Origin of the sequence: Ralstonia nicotianae, from assembly GCF_018243235.1 — a bacterium.
GTDB lineage: Bacteria > Pseudomonadota > Gammaproteobacteria > Burkholderiales > Burkholderiaceae > Ralstonia > Ralstonia nicotianae.
The window spans coordinates 3,056,788-3,072,049 of the sequence record NZ_CP046674.1 but is presented as its reverse complement, the minus strand read 5'-3'; the positions used below and the strand labels follow the sequence as shown (position 1 = coordinate 3,072,049).

Sequence of the window (15,262 nt, the reverse complement as noted above, 5' to 3'; positions counted from 1 at the left end):
GCGGCCGGCGCCGGAGCGCGCAGGCCGGCGCCGGATCGGCCTGCCCTGGAGAATCGATGCTGGCCGGCAGCTACCACCCCCTTCTTGTCCTGTTCTCACTGTGCGTGGCGATCCTGGCGTCGTACACGGCGCTGGACATGGCCGGCCGCATCGCCACGGCGCGCGGGCGCGCCGCGCAGTGGTGGCTCGCCGGCGGCGCCTGCGCCATGGGGCTGGGCATCTGGTCGATGCATTTCGTGGGCATGCTGGCCTTCCGCCTGCCGATTCCGCTCGGCTATGACACGTGGATCACCCTGGCCTCGCTGCTGATCGCCATCGCCCTGTCGGCTTTTGCGCTGTGGCTGGTCTGCCAGCGCCGGCTGCCCTGGCCGCGGCTGGCCGGCGGCGCGCAGCTGATGGGCGCGGGCGTGGCCAGCATGCATTACACCGGCATGGCGGCCATGCGCATGTCGCCGGGGATCCTCTACGATCCGGCCCTCTTCTGCCTGTCGGTGGTCATCGCCATGCTGGCGTCGGGCGCGGCGCTGTGGATCGCGTTCCGCCTGCGGCGCCAGTCGCGCCGCGTGCGGGCGATGCGCGCCGGCGCCGCGGTGGTGATGGGCCTGGCCATCGTCGGCATGCACTACACCGGCATGGCGGCGGCCGGCTTCCCGCTGGGCAGCATTTGCGGTGCGGCGCGCGGCGGCGCCAGCGCCGAATGGTTGGCCCTGGTCATCATCGTGGTGACGCTCGCGGTGCTGGCGATGGCGCTGCTCATTTCGGTGCTGGACCTGCGCATGGAGGCGCGCACGGCGGTGCTGGCGACGTCGCTGGCCAAGGCCAACCGCGAGCTGGCCTACCTGGCGCTGCACGACAGCCTGACCAAGCTGTCCAACCGCCTGCTGCTCGAAGACCGCCTGGACCAGGCGATCCAGGCGGCCGGCCGCAATCGCGGCAGCTTCGCGCTGATGTTCCTCGACCTGGACGGCTTCAAGGCGATCAACGACGTCTATGGCCATCACGCGGGCGATCTGCTGCTGGCCGACGTGGCGCGGCGCATCGTGGCGTGCGTGCGCCAGCAGGACACGGTGGCGCGGGTCGGCGGCGACGAGTTCGTCGTGCTGGCCGGCGTGGGCGAGCCCGCGGACGCCGGGACCCTGGCCGACGCCCTGCTGGCCGCCGTGCGCGCGCCGTTCCTGGTGGACGGGCACGCACTGCGGGTGTCGACCAGCATCGGTATCGCGCTCTATCCGGACGACGGCGCCGGCCAGCACGATCTGCTCACCAATGCCGACGCGGCGATGTACCACGCCAAGGGCATGGGCCGCGATACGTACTGCTTCTTCGAGGCGTCGATGAACACCAACGTCCATCAGCAGCTGCAGCTGGTGCAGGACCTGCGCCTGGCGCTGGAGCGGCACGAGCTGGTGCTGCACTACCAGCCCAAGTTCAGCGCGCCGCATGGCCCCGTGGTCGGGGTCGAGGCGCTGGTGCGCTGGCAGCATCCCGAGCGCGGGCTGGTGCAGCCCGATGCCTTCATTCCGCTGGCGGAGAAGACCGGCCTGATCGTGCCGCTCGGAGCCTGGGTGCTCGACGAGGCGTGCCGGCAGATGGCGCAATGGCGCCGGGAAGGGCACGCGCAATGGTCCATCGCCGTCAACCTGTCGGCGGTGCAGTTCGCCCATGCGGCGCTGGTCGACACCGTGCGCGACACGCTTGCCCGCCATGCGCTGGAGCCGCAAGGCCTGACGCTGGAGATCACCGAATCGACCGCGATGCGCGACGCCGACGCCAGCCTGCACATCCTGCAGCAGCTGCATGCGATGGGCGTGCGCATCTCGATCGACGATTTCGGCACCGGCTATTCGAGCCTGCTGTATCTGAAGCGCCTGCCGGCCAGCGAACTGAAGATCGATCGCGGGTTCGTGCGCGACCTGGCGCACGACTCCGAGGATGCGGCCATCGTCTCGGCCGTCGTGGCGCTGGGCCAGACCCTGAACCTGCGCATCGTGGCCGAAGGCGTGGAGACCGAGGCGCAGCAGGCGTTCCTGACGCGCCTCGGTTGCCATGCACTGCAGGGCAACCTGCTGGGCCGGCCGATGACGGCGCAGGCGGTGCTCGAGGCCGCCGGACTGGCGCAGGCGCAGGGCCTCCAGGCGATGGCGGCCGAAGCGCGGGCCTAGGCCGACCGCGACGGCGCGCTCAGCGCCGCGTCCAGCGCCGCCAGCTGGGCCGGCGTGCCGACGTTCTCCCACGGGCCGTCGAAGCGTTCGCCGGTGGCCTGGCCCGCGGCGATGGCGCGGCGGTATAGAGGCGTCATCGCCAGTCGCGTGCCGGGCGCGATGCCGTCGAACAGCCGCGTGTCGTACAACCCGATGTTGCCGAACGTCAGGCGCGGGATGCCGGCCGGCGCATCGTCACCGTGCAGGCGGCCGTCGGCGGCCAGGGCGAAATCGCCGCGCGGGTGGTAGGGCGGGTTGGGCACCATCACCAGGTGCATGCCGGGCGCGGGCCGGGCGGCCAGCGCCTGGGCGCGCTCGCGCAGCGCGGCGTAGTCGTAGTCGCAGAACACGTCGCCGCTGACCGCGATGAAGACGCTGTGGGCATCGCCCGTGTGCAGCAGGGGCAGGGCCTGGACCACGCCGCCGGCGGTCTCCAGCGCTTCGCTCTCGGGGGAGTACGCCAGGCGCACGCCCCAGGCGCCGCCGTCGCCCAGCGCCGCTTCGATCTGCGCGCCGAGCCATGCATGGTTGATGACGATATCGCGCACGCCCGCCGCCGCCAGGCGCTCGATCTGCCAGACGATCAGCGGCTTGCCGCCCACGGGCAGCAGCGGCTTGGGGGTGCGGTCGGTCAGCGGCCGCATGCGGTCGCCGCGGCCGGCGGCGAAGATCATCGCTTTCATGCCATTGCCTTCATCAGGATCAGCAGGACCGCCATGCCGCCGACGATGGTCCACATCGCGCTGCGGGTCATGCGCGCGATGACGATGGCGACGAGGCCGGCGATCAGGCGCGGGTTGCTGGTGGAGACGGCCAGCGCGCCGTTGCGCACCAGCAGGTCGGGCGCGATCAGCGCCGTCAGCATGGCGGCAGGGACATAGGGCATGGCGCTACGGAACCACGGCGGCAGGTTCATGCGGCCTTCCAGCGCGATGAACGACAGCCGGATCAGGTAGGTGGCCGCGCCCGAGAGGAGCAGCACGCCAAGCAGGAGCATCGCCTTCATGCCGTGGCGCCCTTGCCGGTGCCCCCGGCAACCAGCCGCTCGACGATCGTGCCGACGGCGATGCCGGCGCAGGCCGCGCCCATCAGGCCCAGCTTGTGCGGCCAGCCCGTCCAGGCTACGGCCAGCGCAGCGCCGGTCAGCGCCGCGGCCAGCTGCGCGCGCGTGCGCAGCGACGGCACCACGATGGCGATGAAGGTCAGCGGCAGGAAGAAGTCGAGCGGCCAGGTGGCCGGCACCTTCGCGCCCAGCGCCACGCCGACGATGGTGGACGCCTGCCAGCTGGTCCACAGCGCCACGCCGGCGCCGAGGAAGAACCAGTGGCGGTGGGTGGCCTCTTGCGCATCCGGCTGCGCATTGACCACGCGCCGGTTCATGGCGGCGAAGGCTTCGTCGGTCAGCAGGTAGGCGATCAGCCATTTCCAGCGGCGCGGCAGGTGCACCAGGGCCGGCGCGATGCTGGCCGAATACAGCGCGTGCCGCAGGTTGACCATCGACACCGTCGCCGCCATCACGAGCGCCGGCGCGCCGCCCGCCCACAGCTGCACCAGGATCATCTGCGAGGCGCCGCCGAAGACGATGGTGCTCATCGCCACCGCCAGCCAGGCGGGCATGCCGGCGGCGGTCGCCAGCACGCCGTAGATCAGGCCGAACGGCACCACGCCCACCAGCATGGGCGCGAGCGTCAGGACGCCGGCGCGGAATTCGGCGGCGCGGGAGGCGGTCATCAGAAGGTGTAGCCGACCTGCGCGGCGCGGTTTTCCAGCTGGTCGAGCAGGCGCGCCAGCGGCGCCAGCGCGGTGTAGCGCGTGGCAACGCGGCGCAGGTAGGCGATGAAGCGCGGCGTGTCTTCCACGTAGCCGGCCTTGCCGTCGCGGTAGCGCAGGCGGGCAAAGATGCCGGCCACCTTCAGGTGACGCTGGGCGCCCATCCATTCGAGCGCGCGGTAGAACTCGCCGAAGTCTTCGTCGACCGGCAGCCCGGCAAGGCGGGCGGCTTCCCAGTAGCGCACGGCCCAGTCGAGCTCCTGCTCCTCTTCCCACGACAGGAAGGCGTCGCGCAGCAGCGAGGCGGCGTCGTAGGTGATGGGGCCGTAGACGGCATCCTGGAAGTCCAGCACGCCCGGCCGCGACGGGTCGGCCGCGTTGATCATCAGGTTGCGCGGCATGTAATCGCGGTGCACGTAGACGCGCGGCTGGGCCAGGGCGCTGTCGACCAGCAGCCGGAAGACCTTGTCGAGCGCCTCGCGCTGGGCGGCGTCGAGCGGGCGCTGCAGGTGGCGCTCGACATACCAGTCGGGGAACAGCGACAGCTCGCGGCGCAGCAGGGCCTCGTCATACGGAGGCAGCTCGCCCTCGCGCGAGGCCGATTGCCAGCGCACCAGCGTACCGATGGCCGGGCGGAACAGCGCATCGGCGTGGGCCAGGTCGAAATGGCGTTCGCGCAGCGATTGCAGGTAGGTCTGCGGACCGAGGTCGGTCAGCAGCAGGAAGCCCTGCGCGATGTCCTGCTCCAGGACCTGCGGCGCGTGCACGCCGGCGCCGCCCAGCAGGGCGGCCACGTGAACGAACGGGCGGCAGTCTTCCTGGGGCGGCGGGGCGTCCATGGCGATCAGTGTGCCGGCCTGGCCATCGAGGCGGAAATAGCGGCGGAAGCTGGCGTCGGCCGAGGCGGGGCGCAGGGTGTCGACACGCAGGCCGTGGGCGGCGGGCAATGTGCCGAGCCAGTCGCGCAACTGGTTGAGGCGCGCATCGGTTGCGCCGGTGGCGCTGGGGGTCGAGGCCATGCTGAGGGAACGCTGGAATGGGGCTGGGAGGAAGCCCCGTATAATACCCGACCGAGTTTCGTCGCGAACGCCCGCCAGCCCTGTGCGGCCGGGCCACCGCGCGCCGAAGTACCGACCGATGACGTGCCGTGCGCGCCCGCTGCGCGCCGCGCCCAGTTTCCGACTTGCATGACCGAACCGAACCGAGCCAGGAAAACCCGGCAGCGCACCGCTTTTGCTGCGCCCGATCAGCGGACCGCACCCCGTCGTGGCGCGCTGGCGCTGCGGCCGCTGGTGTTCGCGGTGGCCGGGGTCTGGACGGCGGCATCCGCGGCGCAGAGTCAGGACGCCACGCAGCAGGCGGCGTCCGCGCAGGCACCCTCGTCGGCCGCTTCCGTGACGGCCCTGGCGGTGTCGGGCCCGACCACGCCGGGCGGCGCACCGCTGGTGCCCAAGATGGCCGAGCCCGTCAAGCGCCCGGACAACGCCGTGCCCTCGTTCGCCGCCGCCGATGCCATGGACGGCCGCACCAATGAGGACATCCACCTGCGCGGCCACGGCGAGCTGCGCCGCAACGGCACCGTGGTCAAGGGCGACACGCTGGACTACAACCAGGACACCGATTTCGCCACCGCCACCGGCAACGTGCGCCTGTTCCGCGACGGCACGCTCGTCACCGGCCCGGACGCCGCGCTCAAGGTGACCGCCAACGAGGGCACCATGCACACGCCCTCGTACGAATTCCACACCGTGGGCGGCCGCGGCAGCGCCGAGCGCATCGATTTCATCGACAAGGACAACAGCCGCATCACCAAGGGCACGTACACCACGTGTTCGCCGGACAACGTCGACTGGTACTTCAGCGCCAGCCAGATCGACATCGACAGCGACCGCCAAGTCGGCTCCGGCCGCGCTGGTGTGCTGCACTTCCTGGGCATGCCGGTGTTCGCCTCGCCGGTGTTCGATTTCCCGCTCAACGATGAGCGCCGCAGCGGCTTTCTCGCGCCGGTGTTCGGCTACAGCAGCCGCAGCGGCGCCGACGTGACGCTGCCGTACTACTTCAACATCGCGCCCAACCGGGACCTGACGCTGTATCCGCGCCTGCTCTCGCAGCGCGGCCTGCAGTTGGGCGCCGAGTATCGCTACCTGAGCCAGACCTACAACGGCGTGCTGCGCGGCGAATTCCTGCCCAATGATCGCGAGGCCGACCGCAACCGCTGGTCGATCGCGCTGGTGCACAACCAGCGTCTGGCGACCGGCCTGAACGCCTACGTCAACTACAACAAGGTCTCCGACAGCACCTACCCGGACGACCTCGGCCGCAGTATCGTCACGGCGACGCAGCGCCAGTACACGCAGGAAGGCGGCGTCACGTATTCCATCGGCGACTGGGTGGCCCTGGCGCGGGTGCAGAAGTTCCAGACGCTGTCGACCGCGACCACGGCGCTGTCGCCGCCGTACGAGCGCGTGCCGCAGCTGAACCTGTCGTACAACCGGTACGATGTCGGCGGCTTCGACATCAACTTCCAGACCGACTACACCAAGTTCAGCATCCCGACCGAGAACACGGTCCAGGGCGAGCGCCTGTTCATGCAGCCGACGATCAGCTATCCGATCATCCGGCCGGGCTGGTTCGTCACGCCCAAGTTCATCCTGAACACGACGTCGTACCGCCTGGACCGTCCGACGGGCGACACGCAGGCTTCGCAGATCAACCGCACGCTGCCGACCGTCTCGCTCGATTCGGGGCTGACCTTCGAGCGCGATACGCCGCTGGTGTCGAAGTGGTTCGGCCGCAGCTACATCCAGACGCTGGAGCCGCGGCTGTTCTACGTCTACACGCCGTTCCGCGACCAGTCGCAGATCCCGCTGTTCGATACGGCGCAGTCGGACTACAACCTCGGCCAGATCTTCACCGAGAACCCGTACACCGGCTACGACCGCATCGCCGACAACAACAAGCTGACGGCCGGCGTGACCACCCGCTTCATCGAGTCCGAGACGGGCATCGAGCGCCTGCGCGCCACGCTGGCCCAGCGCCTGGACTTCGAGGGCCAGCGCGTGACCCTGGCCGGCTCGGCGCCCACCTCGGTGCGCCGCTATTCGGACCTGCTGGGCGCGACCACCATCCAGATGTTCCGCGGTATCTTTTTCGATACCAACCTTCAGTACAATCAGGACATCGACCGCATCATGCGCTCGACGATGGCGTTCAGCTGGAAGCCGGATGCCAACAAGGTGATCAACCTCGGCTACCGTTACTACCGCGCCGATGCCAACACCGGGCAGCTGGCGCTGGAGCAGACCGACATCTCGGCGCAGTGGCCGCTGACGCGCCGCCTATATGGCCTGGGGCGCATCGGCTACGACATGGATGCCAAGAAGCCGTCGGACATGCTGCTGGGCTTCGAATATGTCGCCGACTGCTGGGTCGGGCGGCTGGCGGTGCAGCGCTACAGCAACGCGACCTCGGGCTATACGACGCACATCTTTGCCCAGATCGAGTTCAAGGGGCTGTCGAAGGTGGGGAACAATCCGATCGACGTGATCCGACTCAACGTGCCCGGCTACCAGCCGGTCACCGCGCAGCCGGTCACGCCGTCCGTGCTGGATCAATACGAATGACTATGGCTTGCAAATCGACTGCTGTCCGCTCTGCCACGCGCGTGGCGCCCACCCGCCGGCTGGGCATGGTGACCGGTGCGCTGGTTGCGCTGATGGCTGGTGCGGCGCTGCTGCCCGCCGCCCATGCGCAGCAGACGCAGAAGAAGAGCGCGCCGCTGCGCGGCATCTTCACCACGCCCGATGCATCGCCCAGCCAGCCGCTGCTGCGGGGCACGCTGCCGGGGCCGTCGACGGCCTCCGGCGCGGCGCGCAGCCAGCTGGTCGACGAAGTGGTGGCGGTGGTCAATACCGACATCATCACGCGCCGCGAGCTGCTGGATCGCGCCGACCTGGTCGAACGCACCCTGCAGTCGCAGAATCGCCAGGTACCGGTGCGCGCCGACCTGCTCGGCGAAGTGCTGGAGCAGCTGATCCTGGAGCGGGTGCAGGCGCAGACGGCCAAGGAAAGCGGCATCCGCGTGTCGGATGCCGACGTGGACCGCGCGGTGGAGAGCGTGGCCCAGCGCAACAACCTGTCGGTATCGCAGCTCAAGTCCAAGCTGGCCCAGTCCGGGCTGGCCTACGACAAGTACCGTGAAGACCTGCGGCAGGAGATCCTGCTGGCCCGCCTGCGCGATCGCGAGGTGGATTCCAAGGTGCAGGTGTTCGACGGCGAGATCGACAACTTCCTCGCCCAGCAGGGCGGCAGCGCCGCATCGAGCGGTGTGCAGGAATACAACGTCGCCCAGATCCTGGTGCCGGTGGCCGAGGATGCCTCCGCCGAGCAGAAGGCGGCCGCGCGCGGCAAGGCCGAAAGCCTGCTGAAGCAGGTCCAGGGCGGCGCGGACTTTGCCAAGCTGGCGCGCGACAGTTCCGGCGCGCCCGAGGCCGCGCAGGGCGGCGAGCTCGGCTTGCGCCCGATCGGCCGCCTGCCGGCGCAGTTCGCCAACGCCGTGGTCGATCTGAAGCCGGGCCAGGTGGTGGACCAGGTGATCGAGAGCCCCGCCGGCTTCCATGTGCTGAAGCTGGTGGACAAGCGTGCGCAGGGCACCGCCATCACGGCCAAGGTGGCGCAGACGCAGGTCCGCCATATCCTGATCAAGACCGGCCCGACCATGTCGGCCGACGACGCGCGCCGCCAGCTGGCCGGCCTGCGTGACCGCATCGTCCACGGCTACGATTTCGGCGATGCGGCGCGCCGCTATTCGCAGGATACCTCGGCCAGCGCGGGCGGCGAGCTGGGCTGGGTGTCGCCCGGCCAGCTGGTGCCGGAGTTCGAGCAGGCGATGGGCCTGCTCAAGCCGGGCGAGGTTTCGCAGCCGGTGCAGAGCCAGTTCGGCCTGCACCTGATCCAGGTGGAAGGCCGCCGCGAAGCTGAAGTGCCGGTGGACCGCCAGCGCGACTACGCGCGCTCGGTGATCCGCGAGCAAAAAGTCCAGGCCGCGTACGAAGACTGGCTGCGCCAGCTGCGCGACAGCGCCCACGTGGAATACCGCGTGAACCGCCAGCAGTAAGTCGGGTACGCTGTCGGGACGCTTGCTTCCCGGTTCACGGCCGCCCGCGGGCGGCCGTTCCATTTCCGATGCCACCGCAGTCACTGAAAGGCGCCGCATGCTGAACATTGCCATCACGACCGGCGAACCGGCCGGCATCGGTCCGGACATCACCGTGACGGCGCTGCTGCGCCTGCTGCGGCAGCCCGCCCCGCGCCATGCCGACGTGCGCTGGCATGTGATCGGCGATGCCGCGCTGCTGCAGGCGCGCGCCGATGCCATCGGCCTGGGCGACGCCTGGCGGGACGCAGCGGCGGCGCTCACCGTGGTCGCGCGTCCGCTCGGGGCGCCGGTGCGCACCGGCGTGCTCGATGCCGCCAATGGCCGCTATGTGCTCGACCTGCTCGATGCCGCCATCGACGGCTGCCTGCCCGATGCCGCGGGCATGGCGCGCTACGACGCGATGGTGACGGCCCCGGTGCAGAAGAGCACCATCAACGACGCCGGCGTGCCGTTCACCGGCCATACCGAATACCTGGCCGAGCGCAGCCGCACGCCGCGCGTGGTGATGATGCTGGCCGGCCCGCAGCCCGCGCATGGCAACGCCATGCTGCGCGTGGCGCTGGCCACCACGCACCTGCCGCTGCGCGAGGTGCCGGATGCCATCACGCCCGCCGTGCTGGACGAGACGCTGGACATCGTGCAGCGGGACCTGCGCGCCCGCTTCGGCATGGCCGCGCCTCGCATCCTGGTCACCGGGCTGAATCCGCATGCCGGCGAGGCGGGCCACCTGGGCCGCGAGGAGATCGAGGTGATCGAACCCGCCGTTGTCCGGGCCCGTGCGCGCGGCATCGACGCCCGCGGGCCGTATCCCGCCGACACGCTGTTCCAGCCGCGCCTGCTGGCCGATGCCGATTGCGTGCTGGCGATGTATCACGACCAGGGCCTGGCGCCGCTCAAGTACGGCACCTTCGGCCACGGCGTCAACATCACGCTGGGGTTGCCGTTCGTGCGCACCTCCGTCGACCACGGCACCGCGCTGGATCTTGCCGGCACCGGCCGCGCGGAGGCGGGCAGCCTGCTCGAGGCGATCGATACCGCTGTCGAGATGGCCCGCCACGCGGCGCATTCCTGATTCCATTTCTTCCGTTTTCCGAGCTTCGCTATGGCGCGATCCACTTCCGGCGTTCACCAGGGGCACCAGGCCCGCAAGCGTTTCGGCCAGAACTTCCTGGTCGATGACGGCGTGATCCACGCCATCGTGGCCGCCATCGACCCGCAGCCGGACGACGTGCTGGTCGAGATCGGCCCGGGCCTCGGCGCGCTGACCGTGCCGCTGATGGAGCGCGTGCCCACGCTGCAGGTCGTCGAGCTCGATCGCGACCTGGTGGCGCGCCTGCAGCGGCGCTTCGGCGACAAGCTGATCGTCCACGCGGGCGATGCGCTGGCGTTCGACTTCGGTACGCTGCATGTCCCCGGGCGGTCGCTGCGCATCGTCGGCAACCTGCCGTACAACATCTCCAGCCCGCTGCTGTTCCACTTGAGCGCGTTTGCCGATCGCGTCCGCGACCAGCACTTCATGCTGCAGAAGGAGGTGGTCGACCGCATGGTGGCCGCGCCGGGCAGCAAGGCCTTCAGCCGCCTGTCGGTGATGCTGCAGGTGCGCTACTACATGGAGCTGGTGCTGGAGGTGCCGCCGGGCTCGTTCAATCCGCCGCCCAAGGTGGATTCGGCGGTGGTGCGGATGATCCCCTGGCCGGCCGACAAATCGCCGTATGCCCCGGTCGACATGCGGGCGCTGGGCACGGTGGTGACGCTGGCGTTCTCGCAGCGGCGCAAGGTGCTGCGCAACACGCTGGGATCGCTGCGCGAGGTGATCGACTTCGACGCGCTCGGGTTCGACCTGGGCCGCCGCGCGGAGGAAGTCCCGGTGGCCGATTTCGTGGCGGTGGCGAACGCGCTGCCGGCCGAGCGCATCGCCGGCGGCGCGCCCGACCTCAACGAAGATTGACGAGCAGGATGCCCGACAGCACCAGCGCCGCGGCCAGCGCGAAGCGCAGGCCGACGGGGTCGTGCAGCAGCAGCACGCCGAACGCCACGCCGAACATCGGCGTCAGGAACGAGAACACCGACAGCCGCGACGCCAGGTAGCGGCGCAGCAGCCAGAACCACACCAGGTAGCTGGCGAAGGCGATCAGCACGGATTGGTAGGCGAGGCTCGCCAGCGCGGTGGGCGTGAGGTTGGCGGTCCAGGCCTGGCCGGTGCCGGCCGCCATGGCCAGCAGCAGCACGGCGGAGACGGCCAACTGGTACAGCAGCGTCTTTGCCGCCGGCGCCTCCGACAGCCGGCTCGCGCGCACCACCAGGGTGGTCGCGCTCCACAGCACGCCCGCCAGCACGCCCAGCGCATCGCCCAGCGACGTCGATGGGCCGGCCGCCGGATGCAGCATGCCATCGGCGAAGGCCAGCACCATGCCCGCGAACGCCACGCCGATGCCGAGCCACTGCCGCGGCCGCAGGTGCTCGCCCGGCACGAAGGCGTGCAGGCCGAGCGCCGTGAAGATCGGCGCGGTGTACAGGAACACCGCCATGCGCGAGGCCGTGGTATGGCCCAGGCCGATGAAGATGCAGAGGAACTCGATGCCGAACAGCGTGCCCGCGGCCAGGCCGCCCGGCAGCGTGCCGTCGCGCAGCGTCAGGCGCGTGCCGCGCCACAGCGCAAACGCCAGCACCAGCACCGACGCGATCGCCGAGCGCACGCCGGCCTGCATGACCGGACCGACATCGTGCACGGCCACCTTGATGGCCACCTGCTGCAGGCCCCAGCACAGGCACAGCACCACCATCAGGCCGATGGCGGTGCCGTCCAGCGGCCGGCGCACCGGGTCAGTGGCGGTTGCCATCGGGCATCGAGCGGGCCTGGATCAGTTCGATCTTGTAGCCGTCCGGGTCTTCCACGAACGCGATGATGGTGCTGCCGCCCTTGACCGGGCCGGCCTCGCGCGTGACCTTGCCGCCCGCCGCGCGGATCTGCTCGCACGCCTGCGCCGCATTGTCGACCTCGATGGCAAGATGGCCGAATGCCGTGCCCAGCTCGTATGCGCTGACGCCGTAGTTGTAGGTCAGCTCGATCACCGTGTTGCCGGTTTCCGGGCCGTAGCCGACGAAGGCCAGCGAGTACTTGTATTCGGGGTTGTCGCTGGTGCGCAGCAGGTGCATGCCGAGCACCTTGGTGTAGAAGTCGATGGAACGTTGCAGGTCGCCGACGCGCAGCATGGTGTGGAGCATTCGCATGGGATTTCCTTCCTTGGGGGACTGCGGGGAGCCGGTATTGTAGGAGGGGAGTTGTGCTTCGGGGGGATTGGCTTGGTTGGGTTTGATGCCGGTGGTGCATCCCCGGTTTCGTCCCCTGGCGGGGCCGACCTACTTTCTTTGTCTTGCCAAAGAAAGTAGGCAAAGAAAGGCGCGCCCGAGATGGCGACCCCCTCCTTGAATTTTTGATACCGGGCGGGGAAGGGGGCAAACTCGCTGCGCTCAGACAAGCCCCCTTCCTTTTTCCGCCCGGTATCAAAAATTCAAGGCGCCATCTAGGGCAGGAACGGCCAAACCGACGAGTAGCGTAGGTAAGCGCCAAGGCCAATCTTGATGGTATGTCTCGTGTCAGATTGTTTGCTTTTCCCTTGCCCTATGCGGCGCCTTGAATTTCTGTTGCAAGGAGGAAAAAGAGGGGAGGCTGTCTGAGCGAAGCGAGTTTGCCTCCCCTCCCTCCTTGCAACAGAAATTCAAGGAGGGTGTCGCCGCATCGGGCGCGCCTTTCTTTGCTTACTTTCTTTGGCAAGACAAAGAAAGTGAGTCAGCCCCGGCAGGGGATGAAACAAGGGATGGACCACCGAGCCCAGCCCCGCCAGGGGACGAAACCCGGGATGCACCACCAAGCCTCGCCCCCACAGAAGAAAAAACAACAGCACGGACCGCGAAAGCAAATTCAGAAGACAGGCAAATACTCCGGCGGATGCGATCGCAATTGCTCCCGCGCCTCGCGGAACTCGGGAAAGATCGACTCCACCGTGTCCCAGAAGCGCGGGCTGTGGTTCATCTCCTTGAGATGCGCCAGCTCGTGCGCCACCACGTAGTCGATCAGCGACAGCGGGAAATGCACCAGCCGCCAGTTGAGCCGGATCTTGCCGTCGGCCGTGCAGCTGCCCCAGCGCGTCGCGGCCGAGGACAGGGCATAGGCGCTGTGCCGCACGCCGAGGCGTTCGGCATACACGTCCAGCCGCTCGCCGAACAGCCGTCGCGCCTGGGTCTGCAGCCAGCCCTGCACGCGGTCCTTGATCTGCTGCCCGGTGGCGGTGGGCGGCAGGCCGAGGTGCAGGGTGCGCATGTCGGCGTCGAACACCAGCGCGCCGATGGGCGACTCCAGCTTGAGCATGACGGGCTTGCCGAGGAAGGGCAGCGTCGCGCCGTCTTCCCACCGCATGGGCGGCAGCACGCGGCGCGCGGCGCTGGTGTGCCATTCGGCCAGCTTGGCGAAGATCCACTTCTGCTTTTCGGCGATGGCGTGCTCGATCTCGGCGAGCGTCACCCAGCGCGGCGCCGTGATGGACAGGCCGCGGTCATCGACGACAAAGCCGATGGTGCGCCGCGACGAGCGCTTCAGGTGGTAGACCAGCGTGCGCTCGCCGAGCGCGAGGCGGCGCTGGTCGGGGCCCAGCGGTGCGGCCGGGTCGGGCTGCGCGGGGTCGGCGGACGGCGGGGCGGCGGCATCCGGAGCGGCCGGTGGCGCCAGCAGCGGCAGCTCCAGCTGCGCGGATGCGGTGGGCGATGCCGGTGGTCGCCGCCCTTTCATGCACGCTCGCGGTAGCTGTCCGCGTCGATCCGGCGCATTTCCGCCTCGATCCACGCTTGCACTTCACGGTTGAGCTGGTCGCCGCTCTTGCCGGCGCTGGAGATGGCCGGGCCGATCGACAGCGTGATCAGCCCCGGATATTTCAGGAACGCGTTGCGCGGCCACAGCCGGCCCGAGTTGTGGGCGATCGGGATGACCCACGCGCCGGTGTCCACGGCCAGCCGCGCGCCGCCGCTCTTGTAGCGCGGGTTGGGGGCGCCCACCGGGGTGCGCGTGCCTTCGGGGAACATGATGATCCACGAGCCGTCGGCCATCCGCTCCTTGCCCTGGCGCGCCACCGAGGCGAAGGCGTTGGTGCCGTCCTTGCGGTTGATGTGCACCATCTTCAGCATGCCGAGCGCCCAGCCGAAGAACGGCACATACAGCAGCTCGCGCTTGAACACGTAGCACAGCGGGCGCGGCATGATCGCGACAAATGCAATGGTCTCCCAGGCCGACTGATGCTTGGAGAGCAGGACCACCTGCTTGTTGGTGGCGACCGCCTCCTCGATGTGCTCCCAGCCCTGGCATTGCCAGCGGATGCCAACCAGCCAGCGCGCCACCCAGATGGCGGACTTGGTCCAACCCGTCACCATCCAGAAACGGCGATGCGGGTTCATGAACGGAAAGGCGATGAAGCAGGCCACCGCATAGAACGGTGTCCAGACGATCAGGAAACTCAGGTACAGCAGCGAACGGACAAAAGTCATGGTGCGGGTTCGGTCGGCGCGCGCGACGGCGCGCCGGGAGGATGATGTGCGGGCGAGAGCAGCGCGCGGGCGAAGGCGCGCAGGTCCTGGTGGACGTGCGTGCCGGGCGGCAGGTTGCCGGCCTGCAGCGTCTTGGCGCCCTTGCCGGTCAGCACGAGGTGCGGCACGGCGCCGACTTCCGCGCCGGCCTGCAGGTCGCGCAGCGAGTCGCCGACCACCGGCACGCCGGCGAGATCGACGTCGAAGCGGCGGGCGATTTCACGGAACATGCCGGCCTTGGGCTTGCGGCAGTCGCACCCTTCGGCGGCGGTGTGCGGGCAGAAGAAGACCGCATCGACGCGGCCGCCCTGCGACGCCAGCGCCTTGTACATCTTCTCGTGCATGGCGTTGAGCGCGGCGGCCTCGAACAGTCCGCGCCCGATGCCCGACTGGTTGGTGGCGACCACCACTTGGTAGCCGGCCTGGTTCAGTTCGGCGATCGCCTCCAGGCTGCCCTCGATGGCGATCCACTCGTCGGGCGACTTGATGAACTGGTCGCTGTCGAGGTTGATGACACCATCGCGGTCCAGGATCACGAGCTTCGGTATGTGCGGCATGT

At 69.3% G+C, this 15,262-nt stretch carries 14 protein-coding genes; 5 read left to right on the top strand and 9 right to left on the bottom strand.

Annotation, left to right across the window (positions count from 1 at the left end; genetic code table 11):
• Positions 1–56: 56 nt before the first annotated feature.
• Positions 57–2,162 (top strand): putative bifunctional diguanylate cyclase/phosphodiesterase, encoded by a 2,106-nt coding sequence (locus GO999_RS14095; RefSeq protein ID WP_211906326.1) that lies wholly within the window; start codon positions 57–59, stop codon positions 2,160–2,162.
• On the opposite strand, the gene murU is transcribed toward GO999_RS14095, so the two are convergent.
• Genes murU through GO999_RS14075 form a run of 4 tightly spaced genes read right to left on the bottom strand, consistent with a single transcriptional unit; the run spans position 2,159 to position 4,990 of the window.
• A complete protein-coding gene (gene murU, locus GO999_RS14090) occupies positions 2,159–2,884 on the bottom strand; it encodes an N-acetylmuramate alpha-1-phosphate uridylyltransferase MurU (protein ID WP_028852609.1) in 726 nt (241 codons plus the stop codon). The genes GO999_RS14095 and murU overlap by 4 nt on opposite strands.
• Positions 2,881–3,207: a branched-chain amino acid transport AzlD family protein gene (locus tag GO999_RS14085; RefSeq protein WP_011000471.1), complete on the bottom strand. Its 327-nt coding sequence runs from the start codon at positions 3,205–3,207 to the stop codon at positions 2,881–2,883. Before GO999_RS14085 ends, murU begins: the two co-directional genes overlap by 4 nt.
• Positions 3,204–3,932 (bottom strand): AzlC family ABC transporter permease, encoded by a 729-nt coding sequence (locus GO999_RS14080; RefSeq protein ID WP_020831271.1) that lies wholly within the window; start codon positions 3,930–3,932, stop codon positions 3,204–3,206. Before GO999_RS14080 ends, GO999_RS14085 begins: the two co-directional genes overlap by 4 nt.
• Positions 3,932–4,990: an aminoglycoside phosphotransferase family protein gene (locus GO999_RS14075; RefSeq protein WP_211906325.1), complete on the bottom strand. Its 1,059-nt coding sequence runs from the start codon at positions 4,988–4,990 to the stop codon at positions 3,932–3,934. Before GO999_RS14075 ends, GO999_RS14080 begins: the two co-directional genes overlap by 1 nt.
• 168 nt (positions 4,991–5,158) lie before the next feature.
• Between GO999_RS14075 and lptD the strand changes: the two genes are divergently transcribed.
• From lptD to rsmA, 4 genes are all read left to right on the top strand, one after another.
• Positions 5,159–7,594, top strand: a complete 2,436-nt coding sequence (gene lptD, locus GO999_RS14070) for an LPS-assembly protein LptD (protein WP_019717543.1) — start codon at positions 5,159–5,161, stop codon at positions 7,592–7,594.
• A 2-nt stretch (positions 7,595–7,596) separates the two neighbouring features.
• Entirely contained in the window at positions 7,597–9,087 is a 1,491-nt protein-coding gene (locus GO999_RS14065; protein ID WP_020831275.1) for a peptidylprolyl isomerase, read from the top strand.
• 97 nt (positions 9,088–9,184) lie between these two features.
• Positions 9,185–10,201 (top strand): 4-hydroxythreonine-4-phosphate dehydrogenase PdxA, encoded by a 1,017-nt coding sequence (gene pdxA, locus GO999_RS14060; RefSeq protein ID WP_011000476.1) that lies wholly within the window; start codon positions 9,185–9,187, stop codon positions 10,199–10,201.
• 30 nt (positions 10,202–10,231) lie between these two features.
• Positions 10,232–11,077: a 16S rRNA (adenine(1518)-N(6)/adenine(1519)-N(6))-dimethyltransferase RsmA gene (rsmA, locus tag GO999_RS14055; protein ID WP_011000477.1), complete on the top strand. Its 846-nt coding sequence runs from the start codon at positions 10,232–10,234 to the stop codon at positions 11,075–11,077.
• Here rsmA and GO999_RS14050 read toward each other — a convergent pair.
• From GO999_RS14050 to gmhB, 5 genes are all read right to left on the bottom strand, one after another.
• The gene (locus tag GO999_RS14050; protein ID WP_019717545.1) at positions 11,064–11,969 is read right to left on the bottom strand and encodes a DMT family transporter; all 906 of its coding nucleotides are present in this window, start codon (positions 11,967–11,969) and stop codon (positions 11,064–11,066) included. The genes rsmA and GO999_RS14050 overlap by 14 nt on opposite strands.
• A complete protein-coding gene (gene gloA / locus GO999_RS14045) occupies positions 11,953–12,360 on the bottom strand; it encodes a lactoylglutathione lyase (RefSeq protein WP_011000479.1) in 408 nt (135 codons plus the stop codon). The genes GO999_RS14050 and gloA overlap by 17 nt, the downstream gene beginning before the upstream one ends.
• A gap of 691 nt (positions 12,361–13,051) precedes the next feature.
• On the bottom strand, positions 13,052–13,915 hold the full coding sequence (locus GO999_RS14040; protein ID WP_021156018.1) for a M48 family metallopeptidase: 864 nt from the start codon (positions 13,913–13,915) through the stop codon (positions 13,052–13,054).
• Complete coding sequence (locus GO999_RS14035; RefSeq protein ID WP_019717546.1) at positions 13,912–14,664, bottom strand: lysophospholipid acyltransferase family protein; 753 nt, start codon at positions 14,662–14,664, stop codon at positions 13,912–13,914. Before GO999_RS14035 ends, GO999_RS14040 begins: the two co-directional genes overlap by 4 nt.
• Complete coding sequence (gene gmhB / locus GO999_RS14030) at positions 14,661–15,260, bottom strand: D-glycero-beta-D-manno-heptose 1,7-bisphosphate 7-phosphatase (RefSeq protein ID WP_011000482.1); 600 nt, start codon at positions 15,258–15,260, stop codon at positions 14,661–14,663. The genes GO999_RS14035 and gmhB overlap by 4 nt, the downstream gene beginning before the upstream one ends.
• Positions 15,261–15,262 lie beyond the last annotated feature (2 nt).

Bases quoted from the DNA above. Each gene is read 5' to 3' on its own strand.
- GO999_RS14095 (WP_211906326.1), top strand. From the start codon at position 57: ATGCTGGCCGGCAGCTACCACCCCCTTCTTGTCCTGTTCTCACTGTGC.
- murU (WP_028852609.1), bottom strand. From the start codon at position 2,884: ATGAAAGCGATGATCTTCGCCGCCGGCCGCGGCGACCGCATGCGGCCG.
- GO999_RS14085 (WP_011000471.1), bottom strand. From the start codon at position 3,207: ATGAAGGCGATGCTCCTGCTTGGCGTGCTGCTCCTCTCGGGCGCGGCC.
- GO999_RS14080 (WP_020831271.1), bottom strand. From the start codon at position 3,932: ATGACCGCCTCCCGCGCCGCCGAATTCCGCGCCGGCGTCCTGACGCTC.
- GO999_RS14075 (WP_211906325.1), bottom strand. From the start codon at position 4,990: ATGGCCTCGACCCCCAGCGCCACCGGCGCAACCGATGCGCGCCTCAAC.
- lptD (WP_019717543.1), top strand. From the start codon at position 5,159: ATGACCGAACCGAACCGAGCCAGGAAAACCCGGCAGCGCACCGCTTTT.
- GO999_RS14065 (WP_020831275.1), top strand. From the start codon at position 7,597: ATGGCTTGCAAATCGACTGCTGTCCGCTCTGCCACGCGCGTGGCGCCC.
- pdxA (WP_011000476.1), top strand. From the start codon at position 9,185: ATGCTGAACATTGCCATCACGACCGGCGAACCGGCCGGCATCGGTCCG.
- rsmA (WP_011000477.1), top strand. From the start codon at position 10,232: ATGGCGCGATCCACTTCCGGCGTTCACCAGGGGCACCAGGCCCGCAAG.
- GO999_RS14050 (WP_019717545.1), bottom strand. From the start codon at position 11,969: ATGGCAACCGCCACTGACCCGGTGCGCCGGCCGCTGGACGGCACCGCC.
- gloA (WP_011000479.1), bottom strand. From the start codon at position 12,360: ATGCGAATGCTCCACACCATGCTGCGCGTCGGCGACCTGCAACGTTCC.
- GO999_RS14040 (WP_021156018.1), bottom strand. From the start codon at position 13,915: ATGAAAGGGCGGCGACCACCGGCATCGCCCACCGCATCCGCGCAGCTG.
- GO999_RS14035 (WP_019717546.1), bottom strand. From the start codon at position 14,664: ATGACTTTTGTCCGTTCGCTGCTGTACCTGAGTTTCCTGATCGTCTGG.
- gmhB (WP_011000482.1), bottom strand. From the start codon at position 15,260: ATGCCGCACATACCGAAGCTCGTGATCCTGGACCGCGATGGTGTCATC.